The organism is Butyricimonas sp. BSD2780061689_150309_C8, assembly GCF_015560935.1.
Lineage (GTDB): Bacteria > Bacteroidota > Bacteroidia > Bacteroidales > Marinifilaceae > Butyricimonas > Butyricimonas paravirosa.
In genome coordinates this window covers 314,183-331,753 of record NZ_JADMSV010000001.1, presented here as the reverse complement: position 1 = coordinate 331,753, position 17,571 = coordinate 314,183, and the positions used below count along the sequence as shown (strand labels likewise).

The window sequence follows — 17,571 nt, the reverse complement described above, 5'->3', positions numbered from 1 at the left end:
TGTAGCCATACCTTTTCGATGAGGGGATGGCTGTGACTATTATCGTCTTATTTCTTAGCTGAAATATATTTGTAACATAGAACTAAAGATTATGAAAATTGGGAATTATTTTTTAATGATTTTAGCAAGCGTGGGATTTCTTGCTTGTAATGACAGTGTGGGTGATGAGGGAATTGAAAGTGATAGTGTTTCTGTATCCGTTGCGTTGAATAATTTATCTCGAGCCAGCGGTCCCACGGATATTGTCACGAAAGACACGAAGGATATAGAGAGTGTAACGATTAATATTACGGATGCTGCTAATACGGTAATTGTTAACCGACAGATAAATAAGAGTACAGATTTGAATTCCGATTGGGTGAAATTGACCGATCCTCTTCAAGGACTTAAATTTGTCAATATCCCTCAATCTGTGGCGAAAGTTTACGTGTACGGGAATCCCGGATCGGATGTTGTGAGTAACGTGATCACGACAAACCTTACGGATCAACAGGGATCGGCAGTAATGTATTATGGGGTAGATGAAGATCTGACTCCGATTAACCCTGAGCCGATAGATCCGAATCCCACTTCCGGACAGACTTACACGGCAAACGTGAGTCTTGTACCTATTGTGGCACGTTTGCAAATTAAGAGCTTAACGTTTAAGGCAGATGGAAACTTTGAATTTACCCGTAAAATCGGTAATGAAAGTAAGAAGGCAACGGTGGAATGGACCGGATTTTCCGGAAAATTGAAAGGTATCTACCTGAATAATTTTTATTATAAGTATAATAAACCGGGAACTCTTGATGAATTATACCACAATACCACATTCTTGGATCACATGAAGGAGGGGAAATGGCTTTTTGATATGACTTCCACGTTGGATGCTGCTGATTATGCCAGCTACGTGAATTATTCAAGCGGTGTATATCAAGATCTTCCTTTGCAGACAACGGATAAATGTTATGCATTTAATTTCTTTCCGGGGACAGCTTTACCGACGATTCATCTGGATCTTGCGGATCTTGCCGTGACGACATTAACCTCGACGGATCATGATGTGTTTAATCCTGATCTTTTTAAGACGATGAGATTCGCTAATATCGTTAAATTTTATAAAGAAAATGGTGCGGAAATGACTGCTGCCGATTTTAAGGCGGGAACAATTTACAACATGGATATTGAGATCGTTCCGATGTTGGATAATGATTTGAGTAATATCCAGTATAACGTGTTGATTCATGTAACGATCGAACCTTGGGCAGAGGAAACAATTGTTCCGGATTTCGATTTTGAAGGATGATTTTAATAATGAGAGAAACAAAGTGCCATCGCATTTTGTTTCTCAAAATACGGAAAGATGAAACGAATCAAAATAATCGGGAGTTTACTCCTTCTCCTTCTTTTCTCCGCGTGTATAAAGGAATCCCAGGATGATTGTGATGTATATGTCTATTTCAGCTATTTGGGAGATACGGATGAGGAAATTTTCCCTCAGAAGATCGATAAGGTGAATTTGTACGTGTATGATGAATCGGGAGTGTTGGTGATGAATCGTGTTTTCGACCGGGAAGAACTTCGACTCTCTCAGGGTACGGCACTAGATCTGCCGAGAGGGAATTATCATCTGGTTTGCTGGGGAAATGCCTATGAAACCACGCGAATAAATGATCATGCATCATTGACTTCAGCGATGGTAGCAGCACCTCACTATTTTACCAAAGAGATTATCACCACGAATGATAGCTTGTATTTCGGGATGAGAGATATAACCATACAGGGAAATGGGGAGGAACGGGATACGGTTTATTTTAACAGTTCTCATATAAAGATGCGGGTGGAAATTGTCGGATTGGAGGGAGAGGAAATGCCTTTGCAGATTGAAGTGGGAAATCTGAGTCCGACCGTGGATTTTGCCCGAAACTTTTCGACGGTGAAGGAGCATTATTATCCGATTGCCAAGAGGGATTCCGAAACGGGAAGGTCTGACGCTAAATTTAATGTTTTGCGCTTTAATGACGATAATGATGTGTACGTCAATCTGATTGACAAGAGTACGAACCAGGTGATATACAATCTGAAGTTGAAAGATTTTATGCAGGATAATCAGATTACCGTGGATGGTATCAACGAGGCATTTGTCGGAATTCGTTTTAAGATCAATGGGTTGACTGTTACGGTGACGCCTTGGGAGGAAGAGAATATAAAACCCGGAATATAAATGAGGGATTATGATGGAAATTAGAAATATACGAATAGGTCTTTTGTTACTTTCTTTCATCCTGTCGTTGACAGGGTGTGACGAAAAGGAAAGCGATTCCGTTGAGGAGGCTAATTTGACCTTGTCTTTCACTTCCCGGGCGGAAATGGATCATCTGGCGAAAGGTAATGATAGTAAATTTTCAAGTCTTGCTATATATGTTTTTAATAAAGCGGACGGTAACTGTGATTATTTTGAACTGGTTCCTGATATTACACCGGAGGCGATTGATTTATACCGCAGGGTGTTGACCGTATCTTCCCAAACCAAAGTAATCTATGCTATCGGTAATTATGCCGGGACAGATAAGATTCTTTCGGTGAATTTGACGGAGAACACAACAATGCAGGAGTTGGATAATATGACCGTGACTAACACGTTTTTTTCTGAAGGTTCCATATTGATGATCGGGAAGAAAGAGGTGTCTGTTACCGGGGTTTCTACTGATGTGGAAGTACCTATGAAGAGGTTGGTGGCCCGCCTGGATATTTATATGTTTAAGAATAGTGAGTTGACGAGTGATGATGTGCAAGTTGTTTCTGTTGATTTTGTCAATCAGGTGATGAATAGCAAATGTGATATTACAAATCGTGAAATGCTTGTTCCGGTAAATATGAGAACAGAGTTCAAGAGTATCACGACGAATACGATATTACAGAATATGCCCGCGGATTTGAGTTCGATTGTTCCGGAAAATGCTCACGCATCCTTTTATAGCTATCAGAATATAATACCTTCTTCTGCCACGGTAGACGAGACGATAACTCCTTATTTATCGGTAACTTTGAGGATTAATGGGAAAGAATATAAATGTAAAGGGTATATCACGGATACCGGACACGAAACGGATAAATATAGCTTGAATCAAAACACGGTTTATCAAGTGTTGGCGATGTTTGAGCATCCTGATAACAAATTGGCTGTGAAAATCACGCCATTGCCTTGGATAGTTGCGGAGTCCCAGATTGGTGGTACGTTAGTGAAAGAGGGGGATTATTCGTTGGCCGCTTATAGCGGGAGTGATGTGGGAGCTACGACAGGCACGGTTTATTTTCCGTACGTGAAAGATAATACTCCGGTAAGCGAGACTTCTTATGCCAGTTATAGTTTTAAGTTGACGGCCCCGGCCGGAGCCGTCTGGACGGCAACGCTGACGAATGGTCTGGATTTCTTTTTTACAGAGAAAGGAGTGGTAGATGAACAGAAGGCCGTGTCCAGTGGTGTCGCCAGAGAGAATGAATATGTTATTCGGGTTGGAGCGACGAAAAGTTGGAGTGGGGTACCCAGAAACACGTATATGTATATTACAGTAAATGGTAAAAAGTTGAAAATAAATCCATTGCAGAATGGTGGTGCGAGAAAGTTTCCGGGCAACAATGATACGGATATTCTGATCACACAAATGGGTTATAAATAAAAGATATGGTTATGAAACACAGAAATATCATATGGATATTGGCCTTCATGTTGTGCGTGGTTTCGTCCTGTACACGTGATGAACCGGCGAATCCGGATAACGGAAATGTGGGGGATATTTCTCTTCGACTCTCGTTTGCCGGGGCATCTGTGGCGAGAGTGACAGATGATAGTGAGGATGGGGATGACGGTTTGAACGAGAATAGAATCAAAACGCTGGACGTGTTTATATATAAAAAAGGAGATGATAATTGTGCTTATTACCAGCATATTGTACCCTCTGCAGAATTGACCGGAACGGGGGAGTATACGGCTGATTTAAATGTTTTTCAGGAAGTATTTGAATCTGATGCGGAGTACGAGACTTACGTTGTGGTGAATTATGCGGGAGTGATCCCCGCTGACGGGTATATGTTGAGTGCATTGAAAGATTTATCCGTGTCCGGTTTGAATCCGGATGGCCAGCAGGATTATTTCTTGATGGATGGGGTGTCTTCCGCAATGGTTTTGAACAATAAAATTATAGTGAATAAGGAGATACCGGTATCTCTAAAACGTGCTGCATCAAAAATACGGGTAAAGGTGATTTGTTCGAACGGGTATACGCTGGAAAGTGGAAACGGGATAAATAAGAAATTAGTGAATTATGCGGTGAACAGCAGGGTGTTGGAGAACGGGAATTCCTTTACCCCGGATTTGTTGGAGATGTCTGATTTTACTCCTTCGATTGTTGACGAGACGACTCACGTTGCGTTTGTCATGTATGCTTACGCGAACGACTGGAATGACGATGTGAATAAAGAGACGTATATTTTGCTGGATGTTCCCATGAGTAAGGGTTTGATTGGGTATACACATAATTATTACCGGATTCCTGTAAACTACCGGATCCCTTTGGATGAGAATGACAAGTCCACGGAAACGTTTTATAAATTACAACGGAATTATCTCTATGATATTTCTGTCACGATAGATACGGTTGGGTCTCCAGATCCTGAAAAGGCCGTGGAATTAACCACGCAATACACCATAGAAAATTGGACGACAAAGGAGGTGCTTGTGTCCGTGGAGGGGATCAACTTTTTGTATGTTGAAGATTCTCGGATCACGATGCCGAACAGTACAAAATATACCACGACATTCCAGTCTTCCACTCCGGTTACGATAAGTAATATAAAGGTGAATGGGAAAACGCCTGCCGCGAATGAGGTAAGTATAGAATGGAGTAAGAGTGCAAAATCGGGTGATATTGTGATAAACAGTAAACTCCCGAACAATTTTGTGGCAAAGACCGTTACGTTCACGGTAACGAATGAGTCCGGAATGACACAAGATGTCCAGGTTGAGCAGTATCCGGCCCTGTATATCGGGTATGATGTTTCTTTGGACGCGCCGGATGGAAGTCAGGGACAGAACAATAAAAAAATGTTTATTATAAATTCGTTTGTTGCGGATTTCTCTTCTTTGCCCGATCCGGATGAATTTGACGAAGATTTCGGAACCGGGTACACGCATTACGCTCCTAATCCGACGTTAGGGGTTTCGTATGCCTCGTATATCAGGGAGCATGCGGTACTGGGGTATCCCCGGGTGGATGCTGACGGCAACACGATAGACTCGGAGGAGAATAACAGGAGGATCTCTCCCCGTTTCATGTTGGCGTCACAACACGGGGCAACGGCGGCCGGCAATTATGTTGTCGCTAGAGATAAATGTAACACGTACGTTGAACGGGATTCGACAACGGGGGAGACTTATTCGGATTGGCGGATGCCAACATTGGCCGAAATATATATGATAGATATACTTCAGAATATCCGTCTGAGTGACGTGAAAAAAATTCTTGAAGGGGGATGGTATTGGAGTTCCCGGATGTCGGGTGCGGTGAATTTCATGGACCCCAGGGTTGGAAATGCCGCCACTTCCGGGGAGCTATATGCTGCTGTTCGGTGTGTGAGGGATGTGAAAGATAGATGAGTAACTTAATGTTTATGAGCAATGAAACAATTAATATATATATATTTAATTATATCCTTTTCAGCATTCTCCTGTACTGATGCTCCGGAAAGATGGGATGAGTCGGGAGGAAAAGAAATTTCTCTCGATGTTTCGCTCTATATACCGGAGTTCAACACGACCTTGGGGAGAGCCGTATCAGATGAAAATGCTGTTCGTGATATGTGGTTATTGACATTTGATGCTCAGGGGTTGTTCCTGGCACGTTTGCACGCGACGGATTTGGTTGCCCGGGAAAACGGGGGAATCGGAACGGGTGAGTTTAAAGTTAAACTCCCGGAAAAGACACGGATCATCCACTTTATCGCGAATCATGATGAAATAATCTCTTTTGATGATAGGGCTGCTTTGCAGAAAGATGAACGGGAACTGATTCCCGTGCTGGCAGGCGGACAGTTGATGTTTTGGGGACGGGCGGAATTAGCGGAAGGAGCGACTTCTGTGAGTACCGTGTTGTTCCGGAATCGAGCAAAGGTTACAGTAGAGAATAAGGCGACGAATTTCAGCGTGACGGGTTATGCTTTGTGTAATTACGCGACTGTCGGGACCGTGGCTCCGTTTAATCCGACTGCAACACCTTTGCCTTTTGTTATCTTGGAGAATACCCCGACACTTCCATTAGGTTCCGTGCAGAAAGTTGATCAGACCGTGGCAGATTGTGATTTATCCCCGAAATACATGAACGAGGAAATGAATTTGTTTAACGATCAATGTTACGTGATTATAAAAGGGAGGCTGAGTGGTGAGACCGTGGATAAATATTATAAGATTCAACTCTTGGATGAAGATAAAAAACCTTATCCGATTGTGCGAAATTATCATTACCGGGTTGAGATAGAATCTTTCAGTGAGGATGCGAGTGGTAGTGCCTCTTTTGAGGACGCGAAAACGGCGGAACCTTCTAATAATATTTATGCCGAGATTTTTAAAGATTCTCCCACCATATCGGACAATAATAACAATAACCTGACCGTGGGCCAGATTAACTTGTTGTTTATTCAGGGGGGTGCGTTGAACGTGACCGCTCATTATACTAAGAATGGGGAGACTTCGGACAATGAGGTGGATGTCTCTGTTATTGAGGATCCGAATAATATACTGACGGGGTTGTCTTACGATAATAATAAGGGGGTTATTACGGCGAATGTCGCCGAGGTCGTGTCCGGACAGAACACGGCAACGATTTCCGTGAAGGCGGGTGTGTTGTCCCGTGTGATAACGGTGACCTCGTCTTCTTTGTATAGTTTTTTACCGGCAACCGTTTCTCCTGTCTTGTACACGGAACGGGATCAAGATGTGACATTAAAATTCAACATTCCCTCTTCTATTCCGAAATACTTGTATCCGGTGCGATGTGTTATTTCAACCAATAATCTTTACCCGGTCGATCCGAACAAAAACATGGAAATCCTGTTTGAGGACGGGATGTACAAGTACGTGTATTGGGCCGAGGGACCGGGAGAGAAGAGTCTGAATTTTAAGACCAGTTACGAAAATAGCGACGAGACGATAACGATTGAAAACGATTATTTTCACACGGCATCAATAAAACTACAGTCCCGTTATTTTGCGGATGTGTCCGTAAATGGTAATAATGTCGTGAATTATGGTTTGAATGAGGCGGCCGTGTTCCATTTTTCGATGCCGGAACTAAAAGATACTCCCCCGACTTACCCGTTAAAAGTGTATATTGCTACACAAAGCCTTTCCACGAGTGATGCCGGATGGACGAAAGTCAACGGCGGGTATGAACGTACTTACACTTCGGCTCCGATAGGGGAACAGACGGTTAACTTCCGTTCGAGTCAGGCGATGAGTAGTGAAGACATCGTGATCTCGGCTCCGGGTTTCCGAAGTACAACCGTTCGGTATGACAATTTACTTACTCGGGGTGTACAAGTGAGCGGACCGATTCGGGTTAACGATATTTACCTGGTAAAACTTTTTCAAGTGACTACTTCCGATACGAATATGGTCGGTAATTTTAGAACATCAAATACAAGTACATATACATTTGTAATAAAGGCGGGGACCAAAGTTTCTGACATTATTACTTTTTATATCAGATCAGGGAATGCGAGATATACTGGGGCATATAGCATAAAGCAACTTTTGCAGCAACCCACAATTAATTTAAATTAGGATGGTGATGAAGAAACTTCTTTTATTGAATATCATAATGATACTCGTGATCGGTGTTTCGGGACAGGAAAAATATAAAGCTCCCGATATGCCTGTATTCGCGATCAAGACAAACGCCCTGTATTGGGCTACGGCAACTCCTAACCTCGGCGTGGAATTCGCCTTGTCGGAAAAATGGACCATGGATATTTCGGGAAATTACAATCCTTGGAAATGGTCGGGGAATAAGAAATTTAAGCATTGGTTGGTGCAGCCGGGATTACGTTATTGGTTGTGCGACCGGTTCAGCGGGCATTTCTTTGGTGTTCATGCTTTTTATGCCCAGTTTAATATGTGCGGGATTGAAGCGTTCGGGTGGAAACACAAGCGTTATCAAGGTGATTTGTTCGGGGGTGGTATCGCTTACGGGTATCACTGGATATTGGGTAACCGTTGGAGTTTGGAAGGAACTGTTGGCGTGGGGTATGCCCATATCAAATATGACAAGTATAAATGTGAGAAGTGTGGTCCCAAGCTTAAAGACGGGCGACGGAATTACGTGGGACCCACGAAATTAGGTATCAATTTGATTTATATTATCAAATAATAACATGAAAGTTATGAGGAAAAATGTAATATATAAAATTATGATAGCCGCTTTACTGGTGATGGCGAGCATCCCGTTAGTGGCTCAACAAAGAATATACAAAGGGGCAATTGAGGTCGCTTCTGTTGAGGTGAAACGTTTGGATAACACATTGCGAGTGAGCATGCGGCTTGATATGAGTCAGTTACAGGTTGACCGGGAGCGAGCCTTGACGTTAACACCTGTACTATCGGACGGAACCCATCAAATAGAGTTATCATTTATCTTGATAAACGGGGCATTGAAACATAAAGCCTATGCCCGGGCGATGGCAATAGATCGGGATATGGCAGGTCTGGAATTACCGTATAGTGTATTGCGATCGGGAAGGGACACGAGGGAGATACTTGATTATTCCATCGATTTACCTTATGAATCCTGGATGCACGATGCCGGTATCAATATCGTGGAGGATTTATGCGGTTGCGGCGGGTATGTTCAGGAAATAGATGAGGAATCTTTGTTACTTCCCGTGCCGTATGAGATGTTACCTGTCGTGTCTTATACCAAACCTTGGGTAGAGGCTGTGAAGACGAGAGATGAACAGCGGGAAGTACAGCTTGATTTTCCCGTGGGAAAAATCAATATCCTTCCCGATTATATGGATAACCGGGCGGAACTGGATGAGGTTGAAACTTTTTTGGGAGAGATTCGTGCGGATAAAAATATAGAAGTAACACGTATTGATATTACGGGATATGCCTCCCCGGAAGGCTCGCTAAAAAATAATGAATGGTTGGCAAGTGAGCGTGCAAAAGCCTTGAAAAACTATCTTGTGACGAGAGTATTTTTCCCCGCGAATGTTTACCATGTGCAAAATGGAGAGGAGAACTGGGAAGGATTACTGAAACTTTTGGAATTGTCAGATATAAAGGATAAAGGAGAGGTTATTGCGATAATTAAGGGTACGGAAGACGCAAATGTTCGAAAAAGTAAGTTGAAGAGTTTGGATGGAGGGAAAGTTTATCGTCAGATGTTGTCTTCGCTCTACCCTCGCCTTCGAAAAGTGGAGTGTTCTGTCGCCTATAATGTGCGTAGCTTAACCGTCGAGGAGGGAAAACAGCTACTTGGAACGAATCCCCGGTATTTGAGTTTGGACGAGATGTATCATATTGCGAATTCTTATCCCCAGGGAAGTCCGGAGTTCCGGAACGTGTTTGAGATTGCCGTTCGTACTTATCCGAATGATCCGGTAGCGAATCTGAATGCCGCAGCGATAGCTCTTTCCCGGGGGGATCTTCCTCAGGCAAAGAGTTATTTAGATAAATCGGATAAAAATACACCTGAATATATGAATAATCTTGGAGTATATTATATGTTTACAGGGGAACTGGATCAGGCGAAGGCGGAATTAACGAGAGCTTTGCAAAAGGGAGTAGAGAATGCAGGGGTGAATTTGAAGGAGATCGAGAAGAAGTTGGAAAATAACCGGTAGCGGTGTATTTCACCATAAAAGAAGCCCCCGAATTTTTTAAGATTCGGGGGCTTTTTAATTAAATCTATTTATTGATGTGGTGGAACTTCAATGAGTAGTACCCGTGATTTTTCGGTCGCCTTGAATTCGACTTCATCGGTATCATATACTCCTACTCCATCACGGCGTTTTAAGGTTAGGTCCTTTAGCTCGATACTTCCTTCAATGATAAAGATATACACGCCCAGGCTCTCTTTTGATTTCATCTTGTAGAGTTGTAAAGAATCCTTGTCCAAGTCGGCAATCGAGAACCAAGCTTGTTGATAAATCCATAATCCTTTGCCGTTACCGGGATAAGGAGATACGATCTCGCTGATCTCATTCTTGCGGATTAAATCGGAAATCACGGCGTTCTCGTACCGTGGCGGAACGTTTTGCTTGTTCGGGAATACCCAGATTTGCAGGAATTCACTAGGCCGATCGTCATTCCGGTTGTACTCGCTGTGCATGATACCTGTTCCGGCACTCATCACTTGAATTTCACCTTCTTTGATCGTGTCCTTGTGTTTTAGACTGTCCTGATGTTCCAAGTCGCCTTTCAAGGGGATGGAAATGACTTCCATGTTTTTATGAGGATGTAGGTCAAATCCGGTACCTCCTTCTATCCGGTCATCGTTAAGTACGCGTAACGCCCCGAAATTAATGCGTTGTGGATTGTAGTAATCTGCGAAACTAAAGGTGTGATGGGTTTTTAACCATCCGTGGTCGAAGAAACCGCGACTCTCGGCTTTATGTAGTATTGTTTTCATAACCTTATTTATTTTTGTGTATATAATGTTATACGGTTAGAAGGGTGTTAAGGTTACAATGTGGTTATTTCTAGGTTATGCTATGGTTGCTTTATCTCAACGACATAGCATGAACATAGTATCTACATAGCATCTACATAAATCATGTGTCTGTGCTATGTAGGAGTTGTGTCGAATCTCGGATTTTGAGGTAGGGAAAGGATAAGGTAATGTTGGTGTAAGGGAAAATAATCGTTAAATGATTATTGATATATGAATTAGAAATTCAAGTTTGATTGTATTGTAAAACGTTAAACTATAATGCGATAGAGTGTTTATTATAGGATCGTTTAATGCGTTGCAAATATACTAAATTTTCATATAGCGCAAATAGAAGTAAAATATTTTTCTTCAATTTAACAATCAGGTTGTTAACACGTTTATCAGAAATTGTAAAAAAAGATAATATGTTAATATCATTAAACGATCGTTTTTTGAAATAAAAAAATCTTTAGTGCGGACAGCTTTCTGTCGTTGATTCGCTGTTTATAGCGAGACGATTGAAACACATGGTATTAAATCAAAACCGGTAAAAGGGTTAGTGCGCGAAGCGCATCCGGTCGGGAAATGTGGAGAAGGCTGTTTTTGATTCGATTAATGCCTTGACAGGGGAATATCAAAAGGTACATGATTGACAATAAAAAGATAAACTGGTACGTGGCTCATACCCGGGTGAATCAAGAGTTATGGATAAAGAAAAAACTTGACGAGTTGGGTATCGAGAATTTTCTACCCCAGGAGGAGCAAGTCCGGGAAACGCCCTTGGGTCGTAAAACGATCCGGGTACTTTTGATTCACGGGATGATCTTTATCCGTACGGATAAAACCACAAGTTTTTCGCTGATAAATGATCACGGGCTGAATATCGTTTATTTAAAAGATATTGAAGGGCGTCATTCGTTAATTGTTCCCGATAAACAAATGCATGATTTCATGTTTTTACTGGATTTTTCCCCGAGTGGGATAGAGGTGCTGAACAAGAATCTGAAGCGGGGAGATCGGGTACGAGTGATCAAGGGGCCCTTACTGGGATTGGAAGGTGAGTTGGTTCGCCTGATGGGTCATAAACGCGTGATTATCCGCTTGGAAGGAGTTGTGTCCATCGCGACGTCTTATATCCCGGGTTCCTTTCTGGAACGAATAGAGTAGAACAAGATGATGAAAAAAAGTTTATTTAATGATTTGTACGATCGGTTACGCCTGGTAAATTTCCGTTCGTACTCTCCCGACAAGTTGTCTGGTTTTCTTCACGGGTATCTCACGGTTTACAGGATGGTTCGAATATACCCGTGGTTGGAGGCTGATTTTGGGGTCCCATACGATATTCACGAGCGGGCGAAAGAGATTGCCCGCTGGTACGAGGTCCTCGTGCAGAAGAAAGATCTCCCGGCCGATCCTCGTGCCGGTTATGCCGCAGATTTAATGGATGTTTACCAGTTATATTCGGATTTGAATTTTTTGGAGAAGGGAGTGGATGCGGCTTACGATATACTGACTCCATGGGGAAGTGATAAGCTGGTGTTGCCTTGTCGAACCCCTAATGTTTGTCGGCTATTGTGTAATTGTTATTATTTGACGGGAGACGCGGAATGTGGAAAATTGGCGGGTAAGCTGGTGATGGAGGCGTTGGGATACATGCGTGGTGGAGATTGTGACGATTTGTTAGCATGGTGGGATGCCATCTGTTTGTATGAGGATGTTGTTGGTACGATGGAACTTTCGATGGAGGAGAGGGAGTACCTAGGTGAGGAGAGAACACGTTTGAGTGTTCGTGTCAAGCAATTGGAAAATAAGAAAATAGAATATTTTCAACAACTTGAAGATCGTAATGATACATGTTGCTTGCCGGAAGTTTTTGATATTTTGGCAAGACGGGCATTTGATACGTGTTATAGATTTTATGAAAAAGAATTGTGATATTTTGAAATATTGTAAATTATGAATATAGCCGTAGTTGGAACTGGATATGTTGGGTTAGTCTCTGGAGCTTGTTTTTCTGAAATGGGTGTAAATGTTACGTGTGTCGATATTGATTCTAGTAAGATCGAAAAATTAAAAAACAGTATTATACCAATATATGAACCGGGATTAGATGAACTGGTATTAAAAAACTATAAAGCAGGACGTTTGAATTTTACAACAGATTTGACAAGTTGTTTGGGGAATGTTGACGTGGTTTTTAGTGCCGTCGGTACTCCGCCGGACGAGGATGGAAGTGCTGATTTGCGTTACGTTTTGGAGGTGGCGAGAACTGTGGGCAAAAACATGAGTAAATATATTGTGTTTGTGACTAAAAGTACAGTACCTGTAGGAACTGCACGAAAGGTTCAAGCCGTAATACGTGAAGAGATTGATAAGCGAGGAAGGAATATAAATTTCGATGTAGCTAGTAATCCAGAATTTTTGAAAGAAGGAGCAGCTGTGGACGATTTTATGAGTCCGGATCGGGTTGTGGTTGGTGTTGACACGGAAAGGGCTAAAGACATAATGACTCGGCTTTATAGACCGTTTATGCTGACGAATGATCGAATGATCTTTACAGATATACAGTCTGCAGAGATGATTAAATATGCGGCAAACTCGATGCTGGCAACACGTATTTCTTTTATGAATGATATGGCGAATCTCTGTGAGCTTGTTGGGGCAGACGTAAATATGGTTCGTAAGGGGATAGGTGCAGATTCTCGTATTGGTAAAAAGTTTCTTTATGCCGGGTGTGGATATGGTGGAAGTTGTTTTCCCAAAGATGTGAAGGCTCTAATTAAAACAGCAGAGCAATATGGTTATGAAATGAGTGTATTGAGAGCTGTTGAAGGGGTAAATGAACGACAGAAATCTATTCTTTTTTACAAATTGATGAAACATTTTAGAGGAGATATAAGGGGAAAAATAATTGCTATTTGGGGGTTGGCCTTTAAGCCGGAGACAGATGATATGCGGGAAGCGCCAGCGTTGGTGTTGATTGATTTATTATTGAAAGAGAATGTTGTTGTGAAGGTGTATGACCCAATTGCAATGAAAGAGTGTCAAAGGCGTGTTGGTAATAAGATTATTTATTGTAAGGATATGTATGAAGCAACCGTGCATGCTGATGCATTAATGCTTGTCACTGAATGGAAAGAATTTCGCCTGCCTAATTGGGGGAAGTTAAACGAATCTATGAACGATTATGTGGTTGTTGATGGGCGGAATATTTATGAAAAGAATGAACTCGAAAAGAATGGATTTGTATATTATAAGATAGGATAATACAATGTTATGCTATAATTGACATGATGCAATATATTTATATATGGTAGAATCTTTAAAGAATAGAACTATCTCGGGGATGCTATGGAGTGGCGTGCAACGTTTTGGTATGTTGATTATGGCTTTTATTGTAAATCTTGTATTTGCCCGTGTACTAACTCCTGATGATTTTGGGTGTATTGGAATATTAGTTGTCATTGTTGAGATTGCTAATACATTTATAGATGGTGGTTTTGGAGTGGCTTTAATCCAGAGAAAAATACCTGATGAAAAGGATTTTTCGACCATATTTTATTGGAATATAATATTATCAATATTATTATTTTTATTATTTTATGTATTAGCACCCTTAATAGCCGATTATTTTAAAATGCATGAATTAAAAGATTGCCTTCGTGTGTATGGGGTTATTTTAATATTGGGTGCTTGTGGTTCTATTCAGAGTAATATATTGATTAAGCAATTGAAATTTAAGAAAATAGCCATTATATCTGCGGTATCATATTTTTTTTCTGCATTTATCGGGATTTATATGGTTTATCAAAGATGGGGTGTTTGGAGTTATGTCGTTAATATTTTAATGTTTAATCTATTTAAGAGTATCTTGTTGTGGTTGTCTAGTGATTGGAGGCCCCAATTTGTATTTTGTTGGGCATCAATAAAAAGTTTATTTCGTTTTGGAGGGTTGATGTTATTATCAGATATAGGTGATACGATATACAAAAATATACAACCACTTGTGATTGGCAAAGTATTTTCGACAGCGAAATTAGGTTTTTATACACAAGCAAAAAAATTGGCTGAAGTTCCAGCGATGGGTTTCACTCAAGTTGTCATGCAGGTTACATTTCCGGTATTGGCTAATTTGCAAGATGATTTTTTTGTATTGAGAAAAGCTGTATCTAAAAGTATGCGAAGTATAGTATTTTTGAATTTTCCTTTGATGATCTTATTGATCCTGATAGCTCGACCGTTGTTTGTTTGTTTATTTACTGAAGAGTGGTTAAATAGTGTTCCTTATTTTCAAGTGTTGTGTGTTGGAGGAATGCTCTATGCAATTGATGCGAATAATACGAATGTGTTGAAGGCGATAGGACGAAGTGATGTTTTTTTTAATATGCAGTTATTAAAATATGCCATAGGGTTTATTGGAGTTGCCGTGGGACTTTACTGGGGATTAATGGAAATGCTGTGGGCTATGGTTATAGCAGATTATTTATTTTTTTTCATACGGGCTTATGTCTTGGGGCGAATGATCGGTTATGGAATAAAAGAGCAGATGCATGATGTTTATTCATGTTATTTATTATCATTGTTTGTTGGAGGTGTGATTTATATTGTGAATATCGTTTTTGAATGGCAGGGGATGATGGGAATGGTTTTGTGTATAGGGACATATTGCGTGAGTTATCTGTCTTTAGCGTATTTGTTTAGATTAGATGGGAGTATTACATGCTATGAAATTTTAAAAAGTCGATGGAGTTTGTTGAGATAGTAAGTTTTGGATATGTGGCTTTTTAGTGTATTGTGGTTCATCGTCTTGATGACATGTTTCTTTAAGAATAAGAAATTTGTATTTTATGCTATATTGTTCTTATTTTCACTTCTTATCGGTTTTCGTTCGGAAACAGTTGGAGCTGATACGTATGTGTACGCAGATATATATGAGATGATCGGCCAGAATGGATACGAAGGTTATCCGGAGCCGTTATATGGTTACTTTAATTATGTTTGTTACCAACTAGGTTTACAATTCAATGTGATGCAGTGGATTGTGAGTTGTATAATGCTATTTTTATTTGCCAATGTTATCGTAAAGAATAGTCCAAATAGAAATAGTTCATTATTTTTTCTTTTTTCATTGTTTTTTATTTTTTATTCAATGAATGTTACTCGGCAAATGTTAGCTGTTTCTGTTGTATTATATGGATATTATTTGTTAGATTTAGAAAAAGTAAAAGGATTTATTCTTTGTATGGTCATTGCTGCAACTTGTCATTTATCTGCATTGGTTGCGTTTTCTATATTATTGATAAGAAATGTAAAGTTAAATAGTTTTTATTTTTATTTGCTGTTGATTTTTTCTTTTGTTATAGGAACTTTTTTTTTCGATGGCAATATATTTAGGATAATAGCTGGCCCTTATGCGAAATTTTTTGTGGAAAGCGATGCTGGAATTAGGACAGGAGATAGAATATTTTATGCAATATTATTGATCTTATTTTGGAATATTTTATGCATCTTTATTTATAAGACAGCAAAAAAAGAAATTCTTGATACTCTTTGGTTTAAAATTTATTTGTTTGGCTTGTTAATAAATAATATGACCTATCGATTAGAGTTAGGATTACGTATTGTTTTTTATTTTTCGATAGTTCAAATTATTTTTTTTCCAATATATTTATCTAATAACAGGGAAAGAGAAAAACTTTTTATTTGGGGCGTATTATTGATGTTCGTGGGAATATTTTTCTTTGTGTTTTTGTCTAATGGTTCTGCTGGTGTATTGCCTTATTCTAATTTGCTTTTTGATGAATTGTGCAAGTGAGTTAATAATTTAAATAGACTTATAATGAAAATATTAATAACGCTTGATTATGAATTATTTCTTAATGATATTGTAGGAACAATTGATAATTGTTTGATCAAGCCGATGGAATGTTTTAATAATGTATGTGCAAATCATGGTGTGAAAGCTGTAATATTTGTAGATATGGCGTATGTTTTTAGATTAAAGCAATTGTCTGAAAATAATTTATTTGCTAAATCTGAGTATGAAAAAGTGGTTTCAAATATTATTGCGCTACAACGATTTGGACATGACATTGAACTTCATTTGCATCCTCAATGGTTTTTTTCAGATTTAATTGGAGAAGCTTGGGTTTTAGATTGGGATCATTATAAATTATCTGATATTCCTGTAAATGAAGCAAGTGATTATTTCGAAAAGAGTGTTTGTCTCCTAGAGGAAATAATTGGTTCAAAAGTTATCGCATTTAGGGCGGGAGGGTATTCTATACAAGATTTTGTGGAATTTCATAATGTAATGAAAAACAATAAATTGGTGGTAGATTCATCTGTTCTGCCATTTGCTAAAACTTCTAATAAGGGGAAGAATCATCGATATGATTATTCAAAACCGTCAATAAAGACTTTATATCGTTTTTCTGCTGATGTTGCGGAAGAAGATAGATCTGGAATACTATACGAATTACCTATAAGTACATGCAAAAGTATGGGTATTTGGAAATATTTCCAAACAAAGCGAATGAATATGAGAAGGTATAGAACGAAAAATTGGGGGGATGGAGGAGATTTTCCTCAAGCAAAAATGCGTGTGTTATATCAATATTTATGTAAAATATCTGCAAAAATGCTCACAGTAGCCTCAATTGATTATCAATCTTTTTTTAATCTTGAATATGTATATCGTTCATATAAAGAAAAAGGGGCTGAATATTTTACAATAATTGGTCATCCCAAAAATATATCAGCAGATTCACTAGCGTATTTGGATAGTTTTTTGTCTAAAGTCGAAAATGAAGATGACATAATTGTCATAAGAGATGTTGTAAGTGATTGTTTTATATGTGAAAAGTGAAATTTTGTTTGACTT

At 39.8% G+C, this 17,571-nt stretch carries 14 protein-coding genes; 13 read left to right on the top strand and 1 reads right to left on the bottom strand.

Annotation, left to right across the window (positions count from 1 at the left end; all coding sequences use genetic code 11):
* The first annotated feature begins 91 nt into the window (after positions 1-91).
* The 7 genes from I2I33_RS01250 to I2I33_RS01220 are packed head-to-tail and all read left to right on the top strand — an operon-like array spanning position 92 to position 9,879.
* Positions 92-1,288: a hypothetical protein gene (locus tag I2I33_RS01250; RefSeq protein ID WP_087419137.1), complete on the top strand. Its 1,197-nt coding sequence runs from the start codon at positions 92-94 to the stop codon at positions 1,286-1,288.
* A 57-nt stretch (positions 1,289-1,345) separates the two neighbouring features.
* Positions 1,346-2,206, top strand: a complete 861-nt coding sequence (locus I2I33_RS01245; protein ID WP_087419136.1) for a FimB/Mfa2 family fimbrial subunit — start codon at positions 1,346-1,348, stop codon at positions 2,204-2,206.
* Between the two features lie 10 nt (positions 2,207-2,216).
* Positions 2,217-3,662 (top strand): FimB/Mfa2 family fimbrial subunit, encoded by a 1,446-nt coding sequence (locus I2I33_RS01240; protein ID WP_087419135.1) that lies wholly within the window; start codon positions 2,217-2,219, stop codon positions 3,660-3,662.
* Positions 3,663-3,673: 11 nt separating this feature from the next.
* Entirely contained in the window at positions 3,674-5,638 is a 1,965-nt protein-coding gene (locus tag I2I33_RS01235; RefSeq protein ID WP_087419757.1) for a hypothetical protein, read from the top strand.
* A 21-nt stretch (positions 5,639-5,659) separates the two neighbouring features.
* Entirely contained in the window at positions 5,660-7,819 is a 2,160-nt protein-coding gene (locus I2I33_RS01230) for a hypothetical protein (protein ID WP_087419134.1), read from the top strand.
* A gap of 7 nt (positions 7,820-7,826) precedes the next feature.
* A complete protein-coding gene (locus I2I33_RS01225; protein WP_410491988.1) occupies positions 7,827-8,405 on the top strand; it encodes a DUF3575 domain-containing protein in 579 nt (192 codons plus the stop codon).
* A 13-nt stretch (positions 8,406-8,418) separates the two neighbouring features.
* Complete coding sequence (locus I2I33_RS01220; RefSeq protein WP_087419756.1) at positions 8,419-9,879, top strand: DUF3868 domain-containing protein; 1,461 nt, start codon at positions 8,419-8,421, stop codon at positions 9,877-9,879.
* A gap of 68 nt (positions 9,880-9,947) precedes the next feature.
* On the opposite strand, the gene I2I33_RS01215 is transcribed toward I2I33_RS01220, so the two are convergent.
* Positions 9,948-10,667, bottom strand: a complete 720-nt coding sequence (locus I2I33_RS01215) for a pirin family protein (protein WP_087419132.1) — start codon at positions 10,665-10,667, stop codon at positions 9,948-9,950.
* A 666-nt stretch (positions 10,668-11,333) separates the two neighbouring features.
* On the opposite strand from I2I33_RS01215, the gene I2I33_RS01210 reads away from it, so the two are divergent.
* Genes I2I33_RS01210 through I2I33_RS01185 form a run of 6 tightly spaced genes read left to right on the top strand, consistent with a single transcriptional unit; the run spans position 11,334 to position 17,556 of the window.
* On the top strand, positions 11,334-11,855 hold the full coding sequence (locus I2I33_RS01210; protein ID WP_087419131.1) for a UpxY family transcription antiterminator: 522 nt from the start codon (positions 11,334-11,336) through the stop codon (positions 11,853-11,855).
* 6 nt (positions 11,856-11,861) lie between these two features.
* Positions 11,862-12,623 carry a hypothetical protein gene (locus I2I33_RS01205; protein WP_229128144.1) on the top strand — a complete coding sequence of 254 codons (762 nt, stop codon included), beginning with the start codon at positions 11,862-11,864 and terminating at the stop codon, positions 12,621-12,623.
* Positions 12,624-12,644: 21 nt separating this feature from the next.
* Positions 12,645-13,955, top strand: coding sequence for a UDP-glucose dehydrogenase family protein (locus I2I33_RS01200; protein ID WP_087419130.1), 1,311 nt, complete (start codon positions 12,645-12,647; stop codon positions 13,953-13,955).
* A 43-nt stretch (positions 13,956-13,998) separates the two neighbouring features.
* Entirely contained in the window at positions 13,999-15,450 is a 1,452-nt protein-coding gene (locus I2I33_RS01195; protein WP_087419129.1) for a lipopolysaccharide biosynthesis protein, read from the top strand.
* Positions 15,451-15,462: 12 nt separating this feature from the next.
* The gene (locus I2I33_RS01190) at positions 15,463-16,503 is read left to right on the top strand and encodes an EpsG family protein (RefSeq protein WP_140402521.1); all 1,041 of its coding nucleotides are present in this window, start codon (positions 15,463-15,465) and stop codon (positions 16,501-16,503) included.
* 24 nt (positions 16,504-16,527) lie between these two features.
* Positions 16,528-17,556, top strand: coding sequence for a hypothetical protein (locus I2I33_RS01185; protein WP_087419127.1), 1,029 nt, complete (start codon positions 16,528-16,530; stop codon positions 17,554-17,556).
* Positions 17,557-17,571 lie beyond the last annotated feature (15 nt).

Bases quoted from the DNA above. Each gene is read 5' to 3' on its own strand.
- I2I33_RS01220 (WP_087419756.1), top strand. From the start codon at position 8,419: ATGAGGAAAAATGTAATATATAAAATTATGATAGCCGCTTTACTGGTG.
- I2I33_RS01250 (WP_087419137.1), top strand. From the start codon at position 92: ATGAAAATTGGGAATTATTTTTTAATGATTTTAGCAAGCGTGGGATTT.
- I2I33_RS01240 (WP_087419135.1), top strand. From the start codon at position 2,217: ATGATGGAAATTAGAAATATACGAATAGGTCTTTTGTTACTTTCTTTC.
- I2I33_RS01185 (WP_087419127.1), top strand. From the start codon at position 16,528: ATGAAAATATTAATAACGCTTGATTATGAATTATTTCTTAATGATATT.
- I2I33_RS01235 (WP_087419757.1), top strand. From the start codon at position 3,674: ATGAAACACAGAAATATCATATGGATATTGGCCTTCATGTTGTGCGTG.
- I2I33_RS01195 (WP_087419129.1), top strand. From the start codon at position 13,999: ATGGTAGAATCTTTAAAGAATAGAACTATCTCGGGGATGCTATGGAGT.
- I2I33_RS01245 (WP_087419136.1), top strand. From the start codon at position 1,346: ATGAAACGAATCAAAATAATCGGGAGTTTACTCCTTCTCCTTCTTTTC.
- I2I33_RS01215 (WP_087419132.1), bottom strand. From the start codon at position 10,667: ATGAAAACAATACTACATAAAGCCGAGAGTCGCGGTTTCTTCGACCAC.
- I2I33_RS01210 (WP_087419131.1), top strand. From the start codon at position 11,334: ATGATTGACAATAAAAAGATAAACTGGTACGTGGCTCATACCCGGGTG.
- I2I33_RS01190 (WP_140402521.1), top strand. From the start codon at position 15,463: ATGTGGCTTTTTAGTGTATTGTGGTTCATCGTCTTGATGACATGTTTC.
- I2I33_RS01200 (WP_087419130.1), top strand. From the start codon at position 12,645: ATGAATATAGCCGTAGTTGGAACTGGATATGTTGGGTTAGTCTCTGGA.
- I2I33_RS01205 (WP_229128144.1), top strand. From the start codon at position 11,862: ATGATGAAAAAAAGTTTATTTAATGATTTGTACGATCGGTTACGCCTG.
- I2I33_RS01225 (WP_410491988.1), top strand. From the start codon at position 7,827: ATGAAGAAACTTCTTTTATTGAATATCATAATGATACTCGTGATCGGT.
- I2I33_RS01230 (WP_087419134.1), top strand. From the start codon at position 5,660: ATGAAACAATTAATATATATATATTTAATTATATCCTTTTCAGCATTC.